The organism is Nostoc favosum CHAB5714, from assembly GCF_020829495.1.
Taxonomy (GTDB): Bacteria; Cyanobacteriota; Cyanobacteriia; order Cyanobacteriales; family Nostocaceae; genus Nostoc; species Nostoc favosum.
In genome coordinates this window covers 1-24294 of the sequence record NZ_JAIVFQ010000054.1, presented here as the reverse complement: position 1 = coordinate 24294, position 24294 = coordinate 1, and the positions used below count along the sequence as shown (strand labels likewise).

The 24294-nt window shown below is 43.9% G+C and carries 10 protein-coding genes; all 10 read left to right on the top strand.

The annotated features are described in order from the left end of the window. The first annotated feature begins 211 nt into the window (after positions 1-211). The 10 genes from LC586_RS26210 (at position 212) to LC586_RS26165 (ending at position 24026) form a co-directional block, all read left to right on the top strand. A complete protein-coding gene (locus tag LC586_RS26210) occupies positions 212-8743 on the top strand; it encodes a non-ribosomal peptide synthetase (RefSeq protein WP_229488165.1) in 8532 nt (2843 codons plus the stop codon). A gap of 147 nt (positions 8744-8890) precedes the next feature. Next, positions 8891-12694 (top strand): condensation domain-containing protein, encoded by a 3804-nt coding sequence (locus tag LC586_RS26205; RefSeq protein WP_229488164.1) that lies wholly within the window; start codon positions 8891-8893, stop codon positions 12692-12694. Then, complete coding sequence (locus tag LC586_RS26200) at positions 12691-16227, top strand: non-ribosomal peptide synthetase (RefSeq protein WP_229488163.1); 3537 nt, start codon at positions 12691-12693, stop codon at positions 16225-16227. The genes LC586_RS26205 and LC586_RS26200 overlap by 4 nt, the downstream gene beginning before the upstream one ends. A gap of 1 nt (position 16228) precedes the next feature. Then, positions 16229-19363 carry a thioester reductase domain-containing protein gene (locus LC586_RS26195; protein WP_229488162.1) on the top strand — a complete coding sequence of 1045 codons (3135 nt, stop codon included), beginning with the start codon at positions 16229-16231 and terminating at the stop codon, positions 19361-19363. Between the two features lie 98 nt (positions 19364-19461). Further along, positions 19462-20346, top strand: coding sequence for a class I SAM-dependent methyltransferase (locus LC586_RS26190; RefSeq protein WP_229488161.1), 885 nt, complete (start codon positions 19462-19464; stop codon positions 20344-20346). A gap of 47 nt (positions 20347-20393) precedes the next feature. Beyond that, positions 20394-21887, top strand: a complete 1494-nt coding sequence (locus LC586_RS26185) for an aspartate aminotransferase family protein (RefSeq protein WP_229488160.1) — start codon at positions 20394-20396, stop codon at positions 21885-21887. A 273-nt stretch (positions 21888-22160) separates the two neighbouring features. Continuing rightward, on the top strand, positions 22161-22439 hold the full coding sequence (locus LC586_RS26180) for a hypothetical protein (RefSeq protein ID WP_229488159.1): 279 nt from the start codon (positions 22161-22163) through the stop codon (positions 22437-22439). A gap of 67 nt (positions 22440-22506) precedes the next feature. After that, positions 22507-22731 (top strand): MbtH family protein, encoded by a 225-nt coding sequence (locus LC586_RS26175; RefSeq protein WP_229488158.1) that lies wholly within the window; start codon positions 22507-22509, stop codon positions 22729-22731. A 225-nt stretch (positions 22732-22956) separates the two neighbouring features. Continuing rightward, positions 22957-23421, top strand: a complete 465-nt coding sequence (locus tag LC586_RS26170; protein WP_229488157.1) for a hypothetical protein — start codon at positions 22957-22959, stop codon at positions 23419-23421. Next, positions 23418-24026, top strand: coding sequence for a 3-methyl-L-tyrosine peroxygenase-related protein (locus LC586_RS26165; RefSeq protein WP_229488156.1), 609 nt, complete (start codon positions 23418-23420; stop codon positions 24024-24026). Before LC586_RS26170 ends, LC586_RS26165 begins: the two co-directional genes overlap by 4 nt. Positions 24027-24294 lie beyond the last annotated feature (268 nt).

The window sequence follows — 24294 nt, the reverse complement described above, 5'->3', positions numbered from 1 at the left end:
GCTTTGTCTCCCCTCCCCGCTTGCGGGGAGGGGCTGGGGGTGGGGTGTAATGGCTGTGGTTAGCATAACTATTTATGCGGACATGATATAAGTAATCAAGCGGACATGATATCAGGCGTTGCGTCGCCACTACCGATAAAAATTTCTCTTTCCAAAACAGCAACCTCTAAGTAACATTTTTATCTGTGATTTCTGCGAATAATTTCTTGATATGAGTCATTCACAGCCCAACACCTCTGAACTACAGGCGTTACAAAAGCGACAACTTTTAGCAAAACTCTTGCAACAGCAAGCAGCCAAGCAACAAAATTTTCCCCTATCCTTTGCCCAAAAGCGGCTATGGTTTCTCGAACAGCTACAACCAGGACTATCTGTTTATAATCTTCCCAGCGCCTTACGTTTGAAGGGAAAACTGAATATTAATGCCTTGGGGCAAAGCTTGCAGTCAATCGTCCGTCGTCATGAAATCCTTCACACCAGTTTTTCTGTAGTTAATGACGAACCTGTTCAAAATATTACTGCAAATTTTACACTCACACTGCCTCTAGTTGATTTGCGCGGATTATCACCAGAACACCAAGCAGCGCAAGTCATGCAACAGGCAAATCTTTTAACTGTGCGTCCTTTCCATCTGACTCAGGCTCCGTTGTTGCGTGTGGTACTGCTGCAACTAAGTACTACGGAATATGTGCTGCTGTTTGTCATGCACCACATTATTGCTGATTATTGGTCAATGCGTGTCTTGGTGAGAGAATTGGCATTGCTATATCAAGGATATAGTGAAGGGAAACCATTACTTTTACCTGATTTATCAATTCAGTATGTAGATTTTGCTACTTGGCAACAGAAATGGCTGCAAAGCGAAGCACGCACCACTCAACTAGCTTATTGGAAAGAACAACTCCAAAATTGTCCCCGTGAATTATCCCTACCAATAGATTATCCTCGTCCAGCAAGACAGACTTTCAAAGGAGCGCGGCAGTTTTTTACACTGTCACTAGCATTATCTGACAGGCTGGGGCAACTCAGCCAACAGCAAGGTGCTACATTATTTATGACCATGCTGACAGCATTTAATGTCTTGCTGTATCGCTACAGTGGGCAAAAAGATATTCTGGTAGGTTCCACGGTTACTAGCCGCGATCGCCCAGAAATTGCTAATCTAATTGGGTTATTTGTAAATAATTTGGTTTTTCGTACCAATTTATCTGGTAATCCTAGTTTTTGTGACTTACTTAATCAAGTCCGTGAAACAGTCCTTAGGGCGTTGTCTCATCAAGAATTGCCCTTTGAAGATTTGGTAGAACAACTGCAACCGGAACGGAATTTAAGTCAAAATCCTCTGTTTCAGGTAATGTTTATTCTCCACAATACCAAGAGCCAAAGCACCGATCTAGCTGGATTGACAATTGAACCTTTGGAGACTGAACATTCTACAACCCGCTTTGATTTGAGCTTGGATATGTACGAAACACCAAGGGGATTAACGGGGACATTGGAGTATAGTACCGATTTATTCCAAGCAGCAACCATCGATCGCCTGATTCAGAATTTCCAAACACTGCTGCATGGAATTGGAGAAAATCCCGATCAACCCATTGCTGAGTTGCCTTTACTCACAGAGAATGAGCAACAACAGCTACTTGTGCAATGGAATGATACTGTTGTAGAAGTTCCTGATTTATGCATTCATGAACTATTTGCCCAACAAGCCGCAAGAACACCAAATAAAATAGCAGTTATTTTTGAGAATAAATCCCTAACTTATAGAGAACTTAACACCAAAGCGAATCAACTCGCCCATTATTTGCAAAAGTTGGGTGTTCAAACAGAAACACGGGTGGGGATTTGCTGCGATCGCTCCTTGGAAATGGCGATCGCACTTTTGGCAGTTCTCAAAGCTGGAGCCGCATATATTCCCCTCGATCCTGGTTATCCTCAAGAGCGTTTGGGGTTTATCCTTCAAGATGCTCAAATATCAATATTACTCACTCAAAATAGATTATTAAATTTATTACCGGAAAATACTGCGGAAATTCTCTGTATAGATAAGCATATTGATAATTTAGAGAGTGAGAATCCCTTAGTTAAAGTTGACCCCAATCAACTAGCCTACCTAATTTACACCTCTGGCTCTACAGGCACACCTAAAGGCGTGCAAATTTTGCACAGAGGACTGACCAACTTTTTGAATGCAATGGCGAAAATGCCGGGATTAACGGCAAAAGATACCCTCCTCGCCGTGACAACCTTAGCATTTGACATCGCCGCCTTAGAGATTTTCTTGCCGTTAATTGTTGGTGCTAGTCTTGTTCTTGTACCACGGGAGGTAACACTAGATGGAGTCCAACTAGCAGCCGCCATAGAACAACATCAAATCTCTGTCATGCAAGCTACTCCAGCTACCTGGCGCTTACTTCTAGCTAGTGGTTGGCGGGGAAAAGAAGATTTAAAAATTCTCTGCGGTGGAGAAGCTTTAGATAATTCCCTCGCCCAGCAGTTAATATCATGCAGTCGAGAAGTCTGGAACCTTTACGGCCCAACAGAAACTACAATTTGGTCAGCTGCTCAGAAACTCAATCGGTGTGAATCTGTTACCATTGGTCGTCCCATCGCCAATACTCAATTTTACGTCCTCGATGACCATTTGCAACCAGTTCCCGTGGGTGTAGCAGGAGAACTCTACATCGGTGGTGCAGGAGTAGCACGGGGTTATTGGCAACGTCCAGATTTAACAGCAGAGAGGTTTGTGGCAAATCCTTTTGGGATTCTTACCCCACCCCCAACCCCTCCCCTTGCTAAGGGGAGGGGAGCTAAAGCGCAGCTTTGGCGGGGTGGGGTTTCGGGTATTAACAGCATAGCGTCAGGATTTTCTTGTGCCTCATCTCTCTACAAAACAGGCGATCGCGTTCGTTATCTACCAGATGGTAATTTGGAATACTTGGGTAGATTAGATAACCAAGTAAAAATTCGCGGTTTTCGCATTGAATTGGGTGAGATTGAAGCGGTACTCAATCAACATCCAGAAGTGGCTCAGGCTGTGGTTACTGTCAAAGAGGATGAACCCAGAGAACAGCGTTTGGTGGCGTATATTGTGCTCAATACACCCCTCCCCAACCCTCCCCAAGGCATTGGGAGGGTAACCGATAGAGCGGGTGGGGTTACTGCTATACGTTCCTTCTTAGCGACAAAACTACCAGCGTACATGATCCCTGCGGCGATTGTAGTACTGAAAAAATTACCTCTTACACCGAATGGTAAAGTCGATCGCCAAGCGTTACCAAATCCCGATATAAATTCGGTGGCGATTACAGTAACGGCTTCCTATACACCCACACAAGAACTGTTGGCAGGCATTTGGGCATCGGTGTTGGGTATAGAGTCAGTGGCCATTGATGACAATTTCTTCAACTTGGGAGGACATTCGCTGTTAGCAACGCGGGTAGTTTCTCAAATTCGGCAGGTATTTAATGTAGAATTGCCATTGCGTCATCTGTTTGAAACGCCAGTACTCGCTAATTTTGCACAGGTAATTGAGCAAAGCCAATTTTTAAGTGTAGCGCCAGCAATATTGCCAATTCAGCGGACTGGTAATTTACCTCTGTCTTTTGCCCAGCAACGCTTTTGGGTTTTGTCGCAGTTAGAGCCAGATAGCCCATTTTACAATATTCCCTTGGCGGTGGAAATTCAGGGAAATATTGATTTAGGGATTTTGCAGCACAGTTTTGATGAGATGGTGCAACAACAGGAAATTCTCAGGACAACTTTTCAAAGCGTTGATGGACAACCTGTTTTGAGGATTGCTGATTTTTGTCAGATCAATATATTAGCGATTGATTTGCAAGCTCTGGCGGCTAATGAACAGCAACAGGAAATTAAGAATTTGGTGTTGCTGCTCTCACAACAACCGTTTAATTTGGAGGATGGGCCTCTGTTGCGGGTGCAGTTGTTGCGTTTGGGTGATACACGTCATGTTTTGCTGTTGACATTGCATCATATCATTGCTGATGCTTGGTCTATGGGGTTGTTGGTTAGGGATGTGGTGGGGTTGTATCACGCAGAGGCAAGGCAGCGCGTTGCGGGGGTTCCCCCCGTTGTAGCGACTGCCGCGCCCAGGCGCACAGAGGAGGAGAAATTTACAGATATTCAGTATGTGGATTTTGCTTACTGGCAGCGACAATGGTTGCAGGGTGAGGTTTTAGAGGGGCATTTGGAATATTGGCGACAGCAGTTAACTGATGTGCCTGCAATGCTGGAGTTACCGACGGATTATTCTCGTCCGGCTGTACAATCTTTTCGGGGAGCTGTGCATCGCTTTGGTTTGTCTTTGGGGTTAACTGAAGCGTTAAAACAGTTAAGTCAGCGTCATCACAGTACTTTATTCATGACTTTGCTGGCTACTTTGAATGTGCTGTTACATCGTTATACGGGCAGTGATGATATTGTTGTTGGTAGTGCGATCGCTAATCGAAATCGTGTAGAAACAGAATCATTAATTGGCTGTTTTGCCAATACTTTAGCACTGCGTAGCGATTTAAGCGGCTATCCCACCTTTGAAATATTACTGCAACGAGTCCGAGCAACGGCTCTCGGTGCTTATGCTCATCAAGATTTACCTTTTGAGCAATTAGTAGAAGTTCTTCAGCCGGTGCGATCGCTCAGTCATACGCCAATTTTTCAAGTTATGCTGGTGTTGCAAAATCTCCCTCTGCCAGAATTAGATATGGCAGGGATACAATGTCAAATTATTGACGCAGATAGTGGAACGGCAAAATTTGACCTGACTTGGATAGTTAGCGAAACTCTAGAGGGGCTGAGTTGTAAGCTGGAGTACAACACCGATTTATTTGCAGCGTCAACTATTGCGCGTTTGGCTGGACATCTGGAAACACTATTAGAAGCCGTTGTTACTAATCCTCAACAACCCATTGCCGAACTACCTTTGTTGAGTATTGCCGAAAAACAGCAATTGGTAGAATGGAACCAAACTCAACGGGAATATCCTGATGGGCAATGTTTACATGAATTATTTACTGCCCAAGTTAGCCAAACTCCTAAACACACCGCCGTTATTTGGGGTAGAGAAAGTTTAAGTTATCAGGAATTAAACACCAAAGCTAATCAGCTGGCTCACTACCTACAAAGTTTAGGCGTGCAGCCAGAGGTTCCTGTGGGGATTTGTGTAAATCGTTCCCTGGATATGATTATCGGTTTGTTGGGTATTCTCAAAGCTGGAGGCGCTTACGTTCCCCTTGATCCTAGTTATCCTCAAGAAAGACTGGGATTAATTATTCAAAATGCCCAGATTCAGGTTTTGATTACCCAGCAGCATCAATTGCCCAAATTGCCCAGCTTAGATATTCCCGTAATTTGCCTAGATACAGATGCAGAAGCAATTTCCTTAGAAAATACCGCGAATCCCATCAGTAGCCTCACACCAGACAATCTGGCGTACATCATCTACACCTCTGGAACCACGGGTATTCCTAAAGGAGTTGCAATTTCCCATCGCAGTCCCGTTACCTTGATATATTGGGCAAAGGAAGTTTATTCAGCAGCACAATTAGCAGGTGTCCTTGCCTCCACATCCATTTGTTTTGATTTATCGGTGTTTGAAATCTTCGTAACTCTGAGTTGCAAAGGAAGCGTGATTTTGGCAGATAACGCCCTTCAGTTACCGGAATTACCAGCCGCAGGGCAAGTAACTCTGCTCAACACCGTCCCTTCAGCCGCCAGAGAATTACTGCGTCTCAACGCCATTCCTGCATCAGTGCAAACTGTAAATTTAGCAGGAGAACCCCTACCGAAATCCTTGGTACAACAACTTTACCAACAATCCACCATTGACCAAGTATTCAACCTCTACGGGCCTTCAGAAGATACTACTTACTCCACCTTTACCCTTATTCCCAAAGACAGCAATCAAGCCCCAACTATCGGTCATCCTATTGCTAATACTCAAGTTTATATTTTAGATAAAAACCTGCAACCATTACCCATTGGCGTACCTGGTGAAATTTACCTCGGTGGCGCAGGAATTGCCCGTGGTTATTGGCAACAACCAGATTTAACAGCAGAACGGTTTGTGGCGAATCCGTTGATTGGGGATTGGGCATTGGGCATTGGGCATTGGGCATTGAGGACTGGAGACTGGGGAGCAAGGGAGCTCTTGAGCAGAGGAGTGGAGATCAAAGACTCGTCGGCGAGTATTAAAGACTCGTCGGCGAGTATTAAAGACTCGTCCGCGAGTATCAAAGACTCATCCGCGAGTATCAAAGACTCATTCACGAGTATCAAAGACTCGTCCGCGAGTATCAAAGACTCGTCCGCGAGTATCAAAGACTCGCCAGCGAGTATCAAAGACTCGTCCGCGAGTATCAAAGACTCGCCAGCGAGTATCAAAGACTCGTCCGCGAGTATCAAAGACTCGTCCGCGAGTATCAAAGACTCATTCACGAGTATCAAAGACTCGTCCCCAATGCCCAATGCCCCATGCCCCATGCCCCATGCCCAATGCCCAATGCCCCATGCCCAATGCCCCATGCCCAATGCCCAATGCCCAATGCCCATCCTTTATAAAACAGGCGATCGCGCCCGTTATCTAAGAGATGGTAATATTGAATACTTGGGGCGCTGGGATCATCAGGTGAAGTTGCGCGGTTTCCGCATTGAGTTAGGGGAAATTGAAGCAGTGTTACATCAGCATCCGGGGGTGTTACAAGCGGTAGCGATCGCTCGGCAAGATATGCTAGATCATGCCCGTTTGGTTGCCTATGTGGTTCCCAAGTCAAAGCTACAAGAGACAGAGTTACGCCAATTTCTAGCGGCAAAGTTACCTGGCTACATGATGCCGTCAGCCTTGGTAATTGTGGAAACTCTGCCATTAACTGTTAATGGAAAAGTTGATCGTCGTGCCTTGCCGATTCCGGAATTGCAGCCAGTAAATACCTCTTTCACTGTCTCCCGTACACCTTTAGAGCAACAATTAGTTACTATTTGGAGTCAGGTTTTAGGTGTAGAATCAATTGGTATTCACGATAATTTCTTTAGTCTAGGCGGTGATTCCATCCTGGCAATTCAGGTGGTTGCTAAGGCGAATCAGCAAGGGTTGGCATTACTCCCTCGGCAAATGTTTCAATATCAAACAGTGGCAGAATTAGCAGCTATTGTTGATACCAATGGGGAAATGTCCATACCCCAGGAGGTAGTAACGGGAGATATTCCCTTGACTCCAATTCAACACTGGTTTTTTGAGGAAAATCCAGTTGATCCACACCATTGGAACCAAGCAATTATTTTGGAAGTGCAGCAGCCTCTTAATTTTACTTGGCTGCGGCAGGCGTTAGATAAGATAATCATTCATCATGATGGATTGCGATCGTATTACCCCACCCCAACCCTCCCGATGCATTGGGGAGGGAGAGAGATTTCTAATTTACCCCCTTCGCAAGGGAGGATTAAGAGGAGTGAAGAGATTTCCGATCTCCCCCCAATGCATCGGGGGATTAAGGGGGGTGATTCAACTTCTGTCTACACGCCATATATTGATTTATCGGAATTAGCGGTTGTAGCACCGGACAAAGTGCAAAAAGCGATTGCCACCTATGCTGATGATTTACAAGCCAGTTTTGACCTAAATAAACCGCCATTGATGCGTGTGGCGTATTTTAACTTGGGTGGACAACAACGAGTAGACGCAAAGCGGCTTCTCGCTAGAGATCGGCTGTTAATCATCATCCATCATTTAATTGTCGATGGCATTTCCTGGCGGATTCTTCTAGAAGACTTGCAATCAGCCTACCAGCAACTGTGTCAAAAACAGGAGATTCAGCTACCACCAAAAACTACATCCTTTCAACAATGGGCAATCCAACTCAGAGATTATGCCCAAACTGCCAATTTGCAACCAGCATTAGATTATTGGACATCCCCTTCTTGGCAACAAGTTACTTCTCTACCAATAGATGATCCCCAAAGCTACAACACAATGGCAGATGTAGATACCTACTCTGTTTCTCTAAGTTATCAAGACACTCAAGCCTTACTCCAACAAGTTCCCGCAGCCTACCACACACAAATTAATGATGTTCTTTTAACAGCCTTAGTATTAGCATTCCACTCTTGGAGTGGCGATCGCCATCTTTTAGTAGAATTAGAAGGACACGGGCGAGAAGATTTGTTTCCAACTATGAATTTATCTCGCACAGTGGGTTGGTTTACTAGCCTCTTCCCGGTATTCTTAAATATAGATGCATCATCTGAACTGGGAGATTCCCTAAAAACAATTAAAGAGCAACTACGCCAAGTACCAGATCGTGGTATCAGTTATGGATTATTACGCTACTTAGCATCCCCAACAATTCAAGCAAAACTGCGGGCAGTTCCCTCACCCCAAGTAAGATTTAATTATCTCGGACAATCTGACCAAATCTTTGACCAATCATCTCTTTTCATCCCGGCGCGTGAGTCTGTGGGACATAGCCGCAGCCAGCGAGGAACACGCAACACCCTGATCGAAATTAATAGTATTGTCACAGGAGGACAACTGCGATTTGATTGGTTCTATAGTCGAACACTACATCAACAGCAAACAATAGCCACCCTAGCCGAAAATTATCAAACAAAATTGCGATCGCTAATTCAGCATTGCCTTTCCCCCAACGCTAACGGATTCACCCCCTCTGACTTTCCCCAAATGCAACTCACCCAAGCAGAACTCGATAAATTATTAGCAGACATATAAATTAATTCGTAATTCGTAATTCGTAATTAAAAAAGTCAGATTTTGAATCGGTTGCCGGATTTTAGATAATTGGTATAAAATTTTTATTTTTTCTGTGCCTCTGCGTGAGACTAATCTTCACAAACATTCTAGTATCAACCAACAATCATGCCCGCCGTGGATAAACGTCAAAATATCGAAAACATCTATCCTCTCTCGCCAATGCAGCAGGGAATGCTATTCCATACCTTGCTGACACCACAGGCGGGCGTGTATGTGCCACAGGTTTGCTTGAATTTAGAAGGTAAACTAGATGTGAATGCTATGCAAGCCGCTTGGCATGAGGTTATCAAAAATCATGCCGTTTTGCGATCGGCATTTTATTGGGAACAGCGCGATGAACCTTTCCAAGTCGTCTTTCGTCAAGTTGAATTTCCTTGGACGTTTTTAGATTGGCGAGAACTATCATCCGAAGAACAAAAAGCACGATTAGAGGAGTTTTTAGAGGGCGATCGCTATGAGGGATTTGACCTGAAACAGCCGCCCCTCATGCGTTTTGCCCTGATTAAACTTGCCGAATCTCAACATACTCTCATCTGGACACAGCATCATCTAATTCTCGATGGTTGGTCATCGGCGCTGGTAATTCAACAAGTCTTCCAACACTATTATCATTCACCGTCACGATACTCTAACCCACGTCCCTACGGGGAATATATCGCTTGGTTGCAGCAACAGGATCAAGCGGCTGCTAAAACTTTTTGGCAAAAACAACTCCAAGGTTTTATTACCCCAACATCACTGCCGATTTCTCAGAAATTACGCACCACTCAACCCAGTTTACAAGAAGAGATGCGTTCGCTCAATCCTGATCAAACTGCCACTGTGCAAACCTGGGTAAAACAGCATCAATTAACCCTAAATACACTGTTACAGGGAGCTTTCGCGCTACTATTGAGTCGCTACTGTAACACCACAGATGTGGTATTTGGTGCCACCTCATCGGGACGACCAGCAACCTTACCCGGTATACAATCGATGGTCGGGCTATTTATCAACACATTACCCGTGCGAGTGCAGGTTTCACCCCAAGCAAACTTGGTTGAGTGGTTGCAAAAATTACAAGCACAACAGGCAGAATCATGGCAGTATGAATATACATCGCTATTAGAAATCCAGGAATGGAGCGAACTGCCACGGGGAACTTCGTTATTTGAAAGTATTTTAGTATTTGAAAACTATCCCGTTGATACATCGGGAGTGCAGGGAAACCAAGATTTACGTATTGTTAACATTCAATCAATCGAGTGGACAAATTTTCCTTTGACGCTGCTTGTGTCTGTGGGAAATAAGTTGTCTGTGAAACTGAAGTACGATCGCAATCGGTTTGCACCTGTTGCAATGACTCAACTATTAGAGCATTTCTGTCTCCTACTGGAAAGTATGATAGTTCAGTCAGAGCAAAATTTGGGAACAATTTCCCTGCTCACACACCAAGAACGTCAGCAGATTATTCAATGGAATCAAACCCAAACAGATTATCCTCAAGAATGCATTCATCACCAATTTGAAGCACAGGTAACACGCACACCAGATAATATTGCCGTTGTTTTCCAAGAAGAGAAACTTACTTATAGAGAATTAAATCAGCGTGCGAACCAGTTAGCGCATTATTTACAAAATTTGGGAGTCCAGCCAGAAACATTAGTTGGGATATATTTAGAGCGATCGCTCTTAATGGTCATTGGCATCTTAGCTATCCTGAAAGCTGGAGCCGCCTACGTTCCCCTTGATCCTGATTATCCCACACAACGGCTAGCATACATTCTTAGTGAAACAGAGGTGTCAGTAATTTTTACCCAAGCATCTTTGTTAGAAAATTTACCTTGCCACAGCAGTAAAGCCGTATGTTTAGATCGGGATTGGCAGGAAATTAGCCAGCATTTTAATCATAATATAAGTACTTTTGTCAACCCGGAAAATGCAATATATGTAATTTATACTTCTGGTTCCACAGGACAGCCCAAGGGCGTAATTAATACTCATCGTGGCGTTAGCAATCGGTTGTTTTGGATGCAGCAGCAGTATGGTTTACAAACAAGCGATACTCATTCCGAGTCGCTGCGCGAACGCGTCTTGCAAAAAACGCCCTTTAGCTTTGATGTCTCCGTCTGGGAATTTTTCTTTCCATTACTCAACGGTGCGTGTTTAGTGATGGCAAAACCGGGGGGACATCGAGATCCAACGTATTTAGTTGAACTCATCGACCGAGAACAAATTACTACTTTACATTTTGTACCTGCTATGTTGGGGGTATTTTTAGAAGCATTAGAACCCCTCCCCAACCCTCACGCCACTTGCTTCAAGTCGGCAAAGCCGCCCAACGCAGTGGCTCCCAATGCTTTGGGGAGGGAGTTAGAAACCCTTCCTAACCCTCATGCCACTTGCTTCAAGTCGGCAGAGCCGCCCAACGCAGTGGCTCCCCAAGGCATTGGGAGGGTGCCCGATAGGGCGGGTGGGGTTCTTTCCACTCAACCAAAAACTCCCCGTTGTCAGAGTTTGAAACGGGTGATTTGTAGCGGTGAAGCTTTATCGCTGGAAATGCAAAATCGGTTTTTTCAGCGTTTGGATTCACAATTACACAACCTTTATGGGCCAACGGAAGCGGCAATTGATGTAACTTACTATCAATGTCAACCTGATGATGATTTACAAACAGTTCCTATCGGTCGCCCCATTGCCAATACACAAATTTACCTCCTTGATGACCATCTGCAACTAGTACCTGTGGGTGTTCCGGGTGAACTCTACATTGCTGGTGTCGGAGTAGCACGGGGTTATTGGAAACGACCAGATTTAACCGCAGAAAGGTTTGTGCCGAATCCGTTTATTGGGGACTGGGGACTGGGGACTGGGGACTGGGGACTGGGAAACAAGCAGGGGAGCAGGGAAGTGGAGTTCAAAGACTCATTCACGAGTATTAAAGACTCGTCGGCGAGTATCAAAGACTCATTCACGAGTATTAAAGACTCATTCACGAGTATTAAAGACTCGTCAGCGAGTATCAAAGACTCGTCGGCGAGTATTAAAGACTCATTCACGAGTATCAAAGACTCGTCAGCGAGTATTAAAGACTCATTCACGAGTATTAAAGACTCATCGCCGAGTATCAAAGACTCATTCACGAGTATTAAAGACTCGTCGGCGAATATCAAAGATTCGTCCCCCATGCCCAATGCCCCATGCCCCATGCCCCATGCCCAATCCCCAATGCCCATCTTGTACAAAACTGGCGATCGCGCCCGCTATCTTGCAGATGGTAATATCGAGTACCTGGGAAGGTTGGATAATCAAGTGAAAATTCGGGGATTGCGGATTGAGTTAGGTGAGATTGAAGCGGTACTTAATCAACATCCATCTGTACAACAAGCAATTGCTACACTTCACCCAGACCAAACCGACAATCCCCGCTTGGTTGCCTATATTGTTCACAAGTCAGCCAGCCAAGAACCAACTTTAATCGACGAACTGCGCGAATTTTTAGCAAATCTCTTGCCTGATTATATGCTGCCGTCGGCGTTTGTGATGCTTGAAGAATTGCCTCTGTTACCGAACGGTAAAGTTAATCGCCAAGTGTTACCAGCACCAGAAGATATACGGGACGCTAGTCAGATTATACTACCGCGCTATCCCACAGAAACAATTATTGCCAATGTCTGGGCGGATGTCTTGCGACTAGAAAAAGTGGGAGTTTATGACAACTTCTTTGAATTAGGGGGAAATTCCCTGTCGGCGATTCGGGCGAGTGCGCGGTTACGAGAAGCATTTCAGTTAGATTTGCCCTTGGGGAGTCTGTTTGAAAAACCAACTATTGCTGGACTTGCAGAACGCATCGAAATTCTGCAAAAGAGCGTCCAACAGATGCAAACAACCCCAACCGCCGCACTAGGCCGTAAGGAGATTGAACTATGAAGACTATTGAAGAGTTTTTATCACACCTGTACAGCCTAGATGTCAAACTTTGGATAGAAGGCGAACGCGTGCGTTGTAGCATTCCAGATGATGTGTTAACAGATACGCTCAATGCCGAATTGCGATCGCGCAAAATGGAGATTATCAAATTTTTGCAGCAGGCTCAAATTGCTTCTAACGCCTATGCTAATTCTATTCAGTCAGCTGATCGCCATACTGCTCTCCCCCTTTCGTTTGCCCAGCAAAGACTGTGGTTTTTGGAACAATTACAACCTGGTAGTGCTACTTATAATATTCCGACAGCAGTCAGGTTGACGGGTTCGTTAAATATTACAGTATTGGCGCGATCGCTTAACGAAATTGTCCGTCGCCATGAGGTTTTACGTACCCAGTTCCCCACTATAGATGGAAATCCTTTACTCACCATTCAGCCAAATGTAGAAGTTCTAGTGCCTGTTGTGAATTTACAAGCACTAAATCCTCTAGAACAAAATGATGAAGTGCGATCGCTATTTATTCAGGAAGCACGCCAACCCTTTGATTTAGCTACCGATTTGTTGTTAAGGGTAAAGTTGCTGCATTTAGGTGTCGATGAATATGTAGTTTTATTTACCATGCACCACATCGTCTTTGATGGTTGGTCAATGGACATTTTAGTGCGGGAATTAGCAACCTTATACTCGGCTTTTGCAGCTAATCAGCCGTCTCCCTTACCAGAGTTGGCAATTCAATATGTTGATTTTGCTGTTTGGCAGAGACAGTGGTTACAGGGAGAAGTTTTAGAAACTCAAATTGCCTATTGGCGACAACAATTAGGTGGTATACTGCCGGTTTTACAATTGCCTACAGATTACCCGCGTAGCCGGGTACAAACATTCCTTGGTGCAATTGAGTCATTTTCTTTATCACCAAATTTGAGTACAGCGATCGCATCCTTAGCCAGCAGCGCAGGTGTCACGCCATTTATTATTTTATTAACAGCTTATAAAGTCCTTCTGCATCGTTACACCGGACAGACAGATTTACTCGTTGGTACTCCCGTAGCCAATCGCCATCGCCGGGAAACGGAAGAGTTAATTGGCTTTTTTGTCAATACATTAGTTTTACGGACAAACCTTACTGGTAATCCTACCTTCCGAGAACTATTACAGCAGGTGCGGGAAACAACTTGGCAGGCTTATGATCACCAAGATATTCCCTTTGAGAAATTGGTAGAAGTCCTGCAACCAGAACGGGATTTGAGCTTTAATCCCTTGTTTCAGGTGAAATTCCGGTTAGAAAATGCCCCCATTGAAAAATTACAATTACCAGGATTAACCCTTACACCCATACAGAGAACCGAAGCCAGCGCCAAACTCGACTTGAGTTTAGATATGTACGAAACATCCGAGGGTTTAGTGGGTGCGTTTGAATACAACCAAGGTTTATTTACACCCCAGACAATTGCCCGGATGGTCGAGCATTTCCAGACAATACTAGCAGGGATTGTGAGTAATCCAGAGCAAAGAATTTCTGAGTTACCGTTGCTAACTGAGTCAGAAAGACAACAAATGTTAGTGGACTGGAATCAAACTTGTGTGGAATATCAAAGTAATTGCACCTTTCACCAACTATTTGAAGCACAGGTAGAAAAAACACCAGAGGCGATCGCCCTGATATTTGAAAATCACAGCCTTACATATCGAGAACTGAATCAACAAAGTAATCAAGTCGCCCATTACTTAAAGCAACGCGGCGTGCAACCAGAGGTAATTGTGGGATTGTGTGTGGAGCGATCGCCACAGATGATAATTGGCTTACTCGGCATCCTCAAAGCCGGCGGAGCTTATTTACCCTTAGATCCAGCTTATCCCCCAGAACGGCTAGCTTATATGCTGGCAGATTCTCAAGTACCGATTTTGCTCACCGTGGAAGAAGGTAGGGGGGAAAGACTTTCTCCTAACTACGAGGTAATTTGTCTTGATACAGACTGGGAGGTAATGAGCCAATGCAACACAGATAACCCAGAATGTCAAGTTACTCCAGCTAATTTGGCGTATTTGATTTACACCTCCGGTTCCACCGGCACGCCTAAAGGAGTTCTCATACCCCATAGCGGCTTAACAAACCTCACAGAACACAAAATCAACGTCTGTGATGTGCATCCCGGCGACTGTGTATTGCAATTTTTCTCCCTCAGCTTTGATGCATCTATTCCTGAAATCATTATGGGGCTGGGTTGTGGTGCTAAACTCTGCCTTGCCAAATCAGAATCCTTACTCCCAGGTGCAGGACTGCTGCAATTGCTACGCGATAACGCCGTTACCCATATAACTATTACACCATCAGCCCTTTCCCTCCTTCCTACAGAAGACTTACCTAACTTACGGATGATATTAGTAGGTGGAGAAGCCCCTTCCCCAGAATTGATTGTGAGATGGTCGAAAGGACGACGCCTTATCAACGCCTACGGCCCTACCGAAGTCACAGTCAACGCCAGCATGGTACTTTGCGGCAATGGACATCCCTTGCTTCCCACCATCCGCCCCAGTGCCAACAAGCAACTATATATATTAGATAGTTATTTACAACCAGTCCCTATCGGTGTGATTGGCGAACTCTACATCGGCGGTGTAGGTGTAGCACGAGGCTACCTGAATCGCCCAGATTTAACTGCTGAGAGATTTGTACCGAATCCGTTTATTGGGGAGTGGGGAGTAGGGAGTGGGGAGTGGGGAAAAAGCAGGGGAGCAGGGAGCAGGGAGCAGGGGGAGATGAGGGAGATGAGGGAGTGTGGGGAGTGTGGGGAGATTATAAAAAAGCTTCCCACCCCTCCCACACTCGCAATGCCCCATGCCCCCCATGCCCCATGCCCAATGCCCCAAACCCTTTACAAAACCGGCGACCTCGCTAGCTACTTACCAGATGGTCGAATCAAACTTTTGGGACGAATTGACCATCAGGTAAAGATTCGTGGTTTTCGGATTGAACCCCAAGAAGTAGAAGCGGTTTTGTGCCAACATCCTGACGTGCGTGCAGGGGTAGTGCTTGTCCGTGAAGACCAACCAGGGGAAAAGCGTTTAGTCGCATATATTATTCCTGACTTTGCCATCACCCCTACCGAACTCCGTCGCTTTATGCGGGAGAAGTTACCAGAATACTTAGTGCCGACGGCGTTTGTACTGCTGGATGCTTTACCCTTAACTGCCAACGGTAAAGTAGATATGCATTCTCTCCCCGCGCCCGAACAAGTACATTCAACAACAAAATTCATTGCTCCGCGTACAGATATTGAGGTGCAACTAGCTAGTATCTACGCCCAGGTACTCAACTTAAAACAGGTGAGTATCCATGATGACTTTTTTGATTTGGGTGGACATTCCCTGCTAGCAACCCAATTGATTGCCCAATCATTACAAGTCTTTCAGGTAGAACTGACCGTGATTGATTTGTTCGATGCGCCAACGGTGGCGGGTTTAGCCGAACGAATTTTGCAACGACAACTCAGCATACCTGATGCTACAGACGAGGAACGGGAGGAAATCGAAATTTAATATGAACCAACCGATGTATCTTAAACCCAATGTCATCGTCGAGCCACTAGTTAATCAGTGGTATGCTTGGTCACATTTAATTTCTCCAGCAACGGCGGCGATGTATATCGCTAATTCCCATCTGCCAATTATGCAATCCTTTATTGCAGCACCCCAAGTACATCGGGATGCTTTGAAAAATCCGGCAATGATTGGCAGCCCCTTCATCAACTACGATGCTAGTCGGGTAGAAGAAATCCGGCTATTACTGGAAAAAACCCAAAAGCAACAAGCTCAAATGCTGGCGCTAGCTCAGGCAATTCCAGACTTGGATAAGCTGTTAGCAGAAAATACCGTTGGTGCTTCTTTAGAACCTTTGTATGAACGGATTCCTACACCGTTGCGAGGATATGTGGAACTTGTGCAGGACGGTAACAATCACCCCTCGATTCGCTTCATTGAAGGGTTGTTATACCGTAGTTATTACTATAATCCTGCCAATCAATCCGTTAATTTATACTTGGGTGACGGAGATACTCGTGGCTTTGTCCTCAGTACACCCCGCTTGCCTGCTGAAGATAGTTTACACCTGCAAATTCCCTTTTGCGATCGCCGCCTAGACCAACTATTCAGCTTGCGTCACAACCCGCTTCCCTACAACGAAATTCGAGACATTCTGGAAATTAGCGCCCAACAAGATGCCCTATTTTCTCAGTTCTTCACTACTACACCTCCCACCCAAGAACCTGATTACGATGGGGAGGCGGTGAGAATTCGTTACTTTGGCCACGCCTGTGTTTTAATTGAAACCCAATCTCTAAGTATTTTCTGTGACCCTCTAATTAGCTACCCCCATGCATCGGGGATTAAGCGCTACACTTTTGCAGAACTTCCCCAGGTAATTGACTACGTTTTGATTACCCACAATCATCAAGACCATGTAATGCTAGAAACCCTCTTGCAGTTACGCCACAAAATTAAAACCGTGGTTGTGCCAAAAAGCAATAAGGGAACGCTCATCGACCCCTCTTTGAAGTTGATGCTGCAACAAATTGGGTTTGAGAATGTCCAAGAAATTGATGAACTAGAAATCATTAACATCGCTGATGGTTATATTGCCGGTTTGCCATTTTTGGGAGAACACGGAGACTTAAATATTGGTGCAAAAGCGGCTTACCTCGTCAACCTCAAAGGACGCTCAATTTTGTGTGCCGCCGATTCTAACAATATTGACCCTCAACTATATACACATCTGCATCAAATTTTTGGTGATATTGATGTGCTGTTCATTGGTATGGAGTGTGATGGCGCAGCTTATAACTGGGCATACGGGTCATTATTAACTCAGAAACTACCTCGGAAAATTGCCAAAACCAGGCGATTAGATGGCTCAAATGCTCAAAGAGCGATCGCACTAGTTAATCAATTCCATCCCCAACAAGTGTATGTTTATGCTATGGGACAGGAACCCTGGCTAACATTTATTACTTCCATTCTCTACACCCCAGAGTCAAAGCCGATTGTCGAGTCTAACCAATTGGTGGCGTATTGTCACAGTCAAGAAATTGTCAGTAAACGCCTCTTTGGTTGTGAAGAGATTTTATTAACACCTCGTTCAACAAATACATCTATCTTAGGAAGTATTTTGAGTGAATCAGAAGTACCCTTACAACCCGTCTATGAAAGTTTAATATCGCCAATCCAGGAATTTCTGACTCAATTACAGCGTCTAGATATTCGCATTTGGCTTGATAATGTCAATGACACACCGAAACTGCGGTGTAATGCTCCTAAAGGTGTGCTGACAGATGCACTCAAAGAGCAATTGCAGGCGCACAAGGCAGAAATTATCGAGTTTCTGCAAAATCCTGGAGGGAAAAAAGTAGAGGTCGATTGGGGACGGGAGGCGATTCTTGACTCGGCGATTGTTCCCCCTACCCCCCTTAATCCCCCCGATGCATTGGGGGAAATAGATTCCCTAGCCCTCCCCAAAGCATTGGGAGGGTTAGGGAGGGGTTCCGACACTCCAAAAAATCATATTCTATTAACCGGTGCTACGGGGTTTGTGGGGGCGTTTCTTCTCCATGAATTGCTATGCAAAACTCCAGCATCAATTTATTGTTTAGTGCAAGCAGAAACAACTGAAGCTGCACACCAGAGAATTAAAACAGCATTGCAATCTTACAAACTTTGGGATGCATCCTTAGCGACGCGCATTGTTCCTGTAGTTGGGAATCTTGCTCAACCTAATTTAGGACTTTCGCCATTCCAGTTTCAAGATTTAGCTAGCCAAATAGATGTGATTTATCACAACGGGGCGCGGGTGAATCATACAGAACCTTATACTCGCCTTAAAGGAGCAAATGTTTTAGGAACTCAAGAAGTTTTGCGACTGGCGAGTTGCACAAAATTAAAAACTGTACATTTAATCTCTACAATCAGTGTTTTTGCCGCCAATAGCAGCAATACGAAAAAGCTTCAAGTAGACGAACAAGATAGTTTAGATGATTATCTTATGCCTGTTGGTGGCTATGCTCAAAGTAAATGGGTGGCTGAAAAACTGGTAATTGAGGCTAGTAAACGCGGTATTCCTATCAATATTTACCGTTTAGGTGCAATTTCTGGACATAGCCAAACAGGAGTATTTAATCAGAACGATTTTCTTTACAAATCACTTTTGGGTTATGTGCAGATGGGCAGTATGCCAGATGGAACTATGCCTTTAGAAATTTTACCTGTAGATTATGTTAGTCGTGCCATTGTTGAATTATCGTCGATACCATTTTTTGGTCAAACTTTTCACTTAATTCAGTCTCAACCTGTTTCCTCAGATATTATCTTTGAGCAATTACAAAAGATGGGCTACTCAATTAAGAAAGTACCTTATGAGCAATGGTACAATCAACTACTAGAAATTGCCAACCATTCACCAGAACATATTTTATATCCTCTGGTGTCGTTATTTCCTCGCAATCAAACTAATAATGTTGACACGAATAAAGTAAGATTAAAATTTAGCGATCGCAATACCCAAAAAGCATTAAATGGAATGATATCACCTCCAAACATTGATGGAAATTTAATTCAGATTTACCTGAATTATTTGATAAATACTGGTTGGATGAAAGCACCTGCAATGGTTGAAGTTAAAAGTTAGAAAAATCTCATACAGAGACGCAGATAAGAAGAGAAGATTTAGCTTTTCTCAATTAAGTTTTTTACAACACCCAAAATCTAAAACCTGTTTTACTTAATATGTCACCCGAAACTATTTCTTCAAATGAACGCTATACCGAATACGATGCCTGGGCATGGCTGTATAACGAAACAATGGGGCCAGAGTATTCTCAAAATCAACTGCAACCCTTAGAAAAAATGCTCTTACCTCGGCTTACTCAGAACGCGCAACTTCTAGATTTATGTTGTGGTACGGGGCATTTAGTGCAGCGTTTAATTGAACGAGGCTATCAAGTAACGGGTGTTGATGGTTCCGAACAAATGTTAAATTATGCTCGTCAAAATTCCCCAAATGCGAACTTTTTGCTGGGAGATGCTCGTTATTTTGAATTACCGTCTCTTTTTGATGCCGTCTTTTCTACAAGCGCTTCTCTCAATCATATAATGACAATTCAGGAACTCCAGCAAGTTTTTCAAAGGGTGTATACTGCTCTTAAAGATGGTGGTTGGTTTCTATTTGATATTAACCATCATGAACAAATGCAACGCTGGTGGAACGGTGAAATCGCTGAAGGAGAAATTGCTAACAAGTATGCTTGGACGTTGACACCAAATTATAATTCAAGTGATAGCACAGGCTATTTCCAAGTTACCATGTTTCAAGCTCCTGCAAAACCCTCATCATCACTATTGCGGACAACTTGGACTGGGTTATCTCCGATTTTAAATTTACGATTTTTGTATCGCTGGCGTTTGAAACTTCTATCAGCATTCCAAGCTCAAGAAAAACACTGGAAACGCATGGATATTCGTTATCCTGTGCGGGGATATTATCCAGAAGAAATTAAAGCTCTACTCCAAGAAGTTGGTTTTATTGATATTGATATCCGTACCCTTGAAGGTAGTACGACGATAGATAACAAACATTCAGCTTATTTCCTTTGTCGGAAGCTAGGGAAATAGAATAAATTAATTTTTAATTTTTAATTTTTAATTTGGAGCGAAGCGACGTGACTGCTATTCAACAAGAACAAAAAAATTGGCAGCAAGAGTATTTGCAAACATTCATCCAAAGATATACTCAGCGCACACAAACTTCTAAAAATTTAGCACAGCAATATCGTCCAGTGCTGGCTGATAAAACTTCCATTGGGTTCAACTTTTCCCCAGAAATTAAAGAATTATGCTATCCTATCGCCGTGGAACGTTCTTCTGGTTCTCGACTATGGGACGTTGATGGCAATGAATACATCGATATTCTCATGGGATTGGGAATAAATTTATGTGGTCATAATCCATTATTTGTGCAAACTGCGATCGCAGAACAATTACAACGAGGAATGCATATCGGGGTACAAAATGCCTTAGCGGGTGAGGTAGCAGAACTAATCAGCGATTTAACAGGTATGGAACGAGTTACTTTTAGTAACACAGGCACTGAAGCAGTAATGACTGCCGTCAGAATCGCCCGTGCAGCCACGAAACGCCAAAAAATTGCTATTTTCACCAATTCCTACCACGGACACTTTGATGCTGTACTGGTACGGGCTACTAGAACAGAATATGTCAAAAAAGGCATCCGTCGCGCAATTGATTGCAAAGCTCAATCTGGTAGTTTTTTCGGAAAATTAGCACAACCAATTCAAGCGAATTTAGCAGCAAATCTCAATCCCAAAGCCGTACCAGCCGCTACAGGAATTCCTGCTAGTGCCGCTTGTGATGTATTGATTTTAGAGTATGGTAACGAGCGATCGCTAGACATCATCCGCAAATATCGCCATGAACTCGCCGCCGTTTTAGTGGAACCAGTGCAAAGCCGTCATCCAGAACTCCAGCCCCGTGAATTTCTCCATCAACTACGCCAAATTACCCAACAACTCGGCATAGTCCTAATTTTTGACGAAATGGTAACAGGCTTCCGCATTCATCCAGGAGGCGCACAAGCTTGGTTTGGCGTGCAAGCAGACATCGCCACCTACAGCAAAATTGTTGGTGGTGGCTTACCCATTGCGGTAATTGCTGGTAAAGCAAGTTACATGGACTACATCGACGGTGGACAATGGCGCTTTGGCGATGATTCCTCACCCCAAATACCAACCACCTTCTTTGCAGGTACATTTTGTAAACATCCCCTAGCCCTAGCCGCAGCCCGTGCCACTTTACAGCATCTCAAAACTCAGGGAATCGCATTGCATGAACAACTTAATCAACGTACCAGCCAACTTGTGAGCGATTTAAACACAGAGATGAAAAACAAGGGAATAGTAATTAAGTTTACCTCCTTTGGTTCCTTCTTTGCGATCGCAGCTTCCCAAAGCGCAATTCCACCGATAGCCATGAATTTACTCTCCTATCACCTATTAGCAAAAGGTATCCATCTCCGCCAAGGAGATAAAGGCGGATTTCTTTCCACAGCACACACAGATACAGATATCCATACCATCAAACAAGCATGGATTGAAAGTATTAACGAACTAAAAACAGGAGGCTTCATGACTGATTAATATCATGTCCGCCTAAATAAAACTACCCCACCCGCCCTATCGGGCACCCTCCCAATGCCTTGGGGAGCCACTGCGTTGGGCGGCTCTGCCGACTTGAAGCAAGTGGCATGAGGGTTGGGGAGGGGTAACGCGAGAATTATAGGCAATTTAACGGACATAATACAACTCCTAAAAACTCTCTCTTTATTCTCTGTGTTCTCTGAGCCTCTGTGGTAGCCTGCGGCAAGCCGCTTTGCGTCTACGTTCAAATATTACTCCATCAAAAATAGAACTATGGCAACAATCGGAAAATACTGCAAAGCATACCTAGTCAAACAATTTCGCCAATATCCCCAATGGCAAGAACAAACAAAAAATATCCGCCCTCAAAAGGAGGTAGTTGATAATCGAGAACTCACCGACGAAGACATTCTTTACCTCCAAGAAAATTACGTAGTCACAGATGGAATTTTTCAAGACGAAAACATCATTTTTGATGACATTACACCCGAATGGCAAGACTTTTGCTATCAAACCTTAAAATTTGAACTTCCCGTATACGAAACTGCTTAACCCCTCCCAACCTACCCTTACCAAGGGGAGATGCCGAAAATTTTGAATTGTTTACTAGGAGAAAATCATGAGTCAAAACGAACAAGAAGACACCACAATTTATCAAGTTGTAATCAACGAAGAAGAACAATATTCTATTTGGCCAGAATACCGAGAAATCCCTTATGGTTGGCGAGGAGTTGGCAAAAGTGGCTTAAAACAGGAATGCCTAGAATATATCAAACAAGTATGGACTGATATGCGCCCTCTGAGCCTTCGCAAAAGGATGGAACAAGTCACCCAACAAACGTAAGAATTCAGGAGTCAGAATAGTTAAAGAATCAGAAGAACATTTGATGAATAAATATACTAATTATTCTAAATTCCTTATAAATTCTGACTTCTGACTCCTGGGTGCTGAATTCTTACCAACAAACATAATTTATGCTATTTATTTTGGATTTGCAATATATCAAAAAAGCCAAAACACCTATTTTAGCTTTGTTTAAATAATCTAAAATCCAAAATTCTATTGCCTATGTATCACGATGCACTTTTACAAGAATTAGAACTCCTAGTTCCGTGGGAATTGCCACTTGAACGTGAGTTGAGTAAATCCAATCAAATGAAGTTGACGAAAGCACTCACTGAATTACTGACAGCATTAGCTGAATCTGATGTGAAGCAAGGCATCGTGATCCTAGAAAATGCGATGGCAGAATTAGAAATTTACGATAAGTTTACCGCAGAGGTTACATCTACAAATACAACGTTGAAGTACTGGGAAATTGAAGATTTTGATAACTATTTTCGTGTTCGTCATGTGCAAACTACCGAACCAGAAATTTGCTTGGTACATGGGTTAATGGTTGCTTGTCAAGCCTTTTTGGGCTTGAGTATGAAAGATGTTCTCGATATCAATCAACTCAATTTCCAGCGAGAAGGATTTAGAGCTAATGCTTATCTTTTCGGACGAGTTTTTCACCTAACTTTGCAGCCATGAACAGCAGTAAAATCCAACCACAGGAAATCTGGAAAGGATTTCACTGGTCATTTTTTCTTAATATTCAAGGTTTGATAATTTGCTTACGTCGCTTTGAAGTAGAACTGATAAAAGGAAATATCCAGCAAGCCCTCTTAGAGCTACAAACTGCCACAAAATTAATGCTAGCATCCGGTGCAGCAATGCAGTTAGCAGGTAGCATTAACCCGGAACTTTATGCAGCCGAAATTCGCCCTTCCATGATGCCACCTGAAGTAAAATCTCATGATTTTAGCGGTTTAATGTCCTGGGAACACGCAGTTTTAATCAAGGTTTGGAAACAGTTACGCCCTCACTTTTCTAACCTACCAATAGAACTACAACCACAACATCAAAACTTTGTAGATGCTTATCTCTATCTTGCTCATTCCCACCGCGCAGTTTGTCAAAAGTTTGGTGGTGAAGAAGCTGGTAGCCTACGATTTGAGCGTAGCTGCGCCGTGGATACTCTAGATGCATTTACCCGCAGTCGCTATCAATTCTTGCATCCCCAAGTCGAATTACCCCCCTTAATCCCCCCGATGCATTGGGGGGAAACCGGAAATCTAGTTCCCTCCCCTTACTAAGGCTACGGTGTACACACAAGTCGAATTACCCCCCTTAATCCCCCCGATGCATTGGGGGGAAACCGGAAATCCAGTTCCCTCCCCTTTGCAACTACCGTGTACACACAAGTCGAATTTCTTCTTAAATCCCAAAGATTACCTACTTATACCATTTCTTTGTGAGGCTGCGCCAAACCCTTTTAACTTCTTTCTTTCTTTCTTTGTGTCCTTTGCGTCCTTTGCGGTTCGTTTCTCTTTCTTCTTTCTTGTACTTAAATATGGTTTAGCG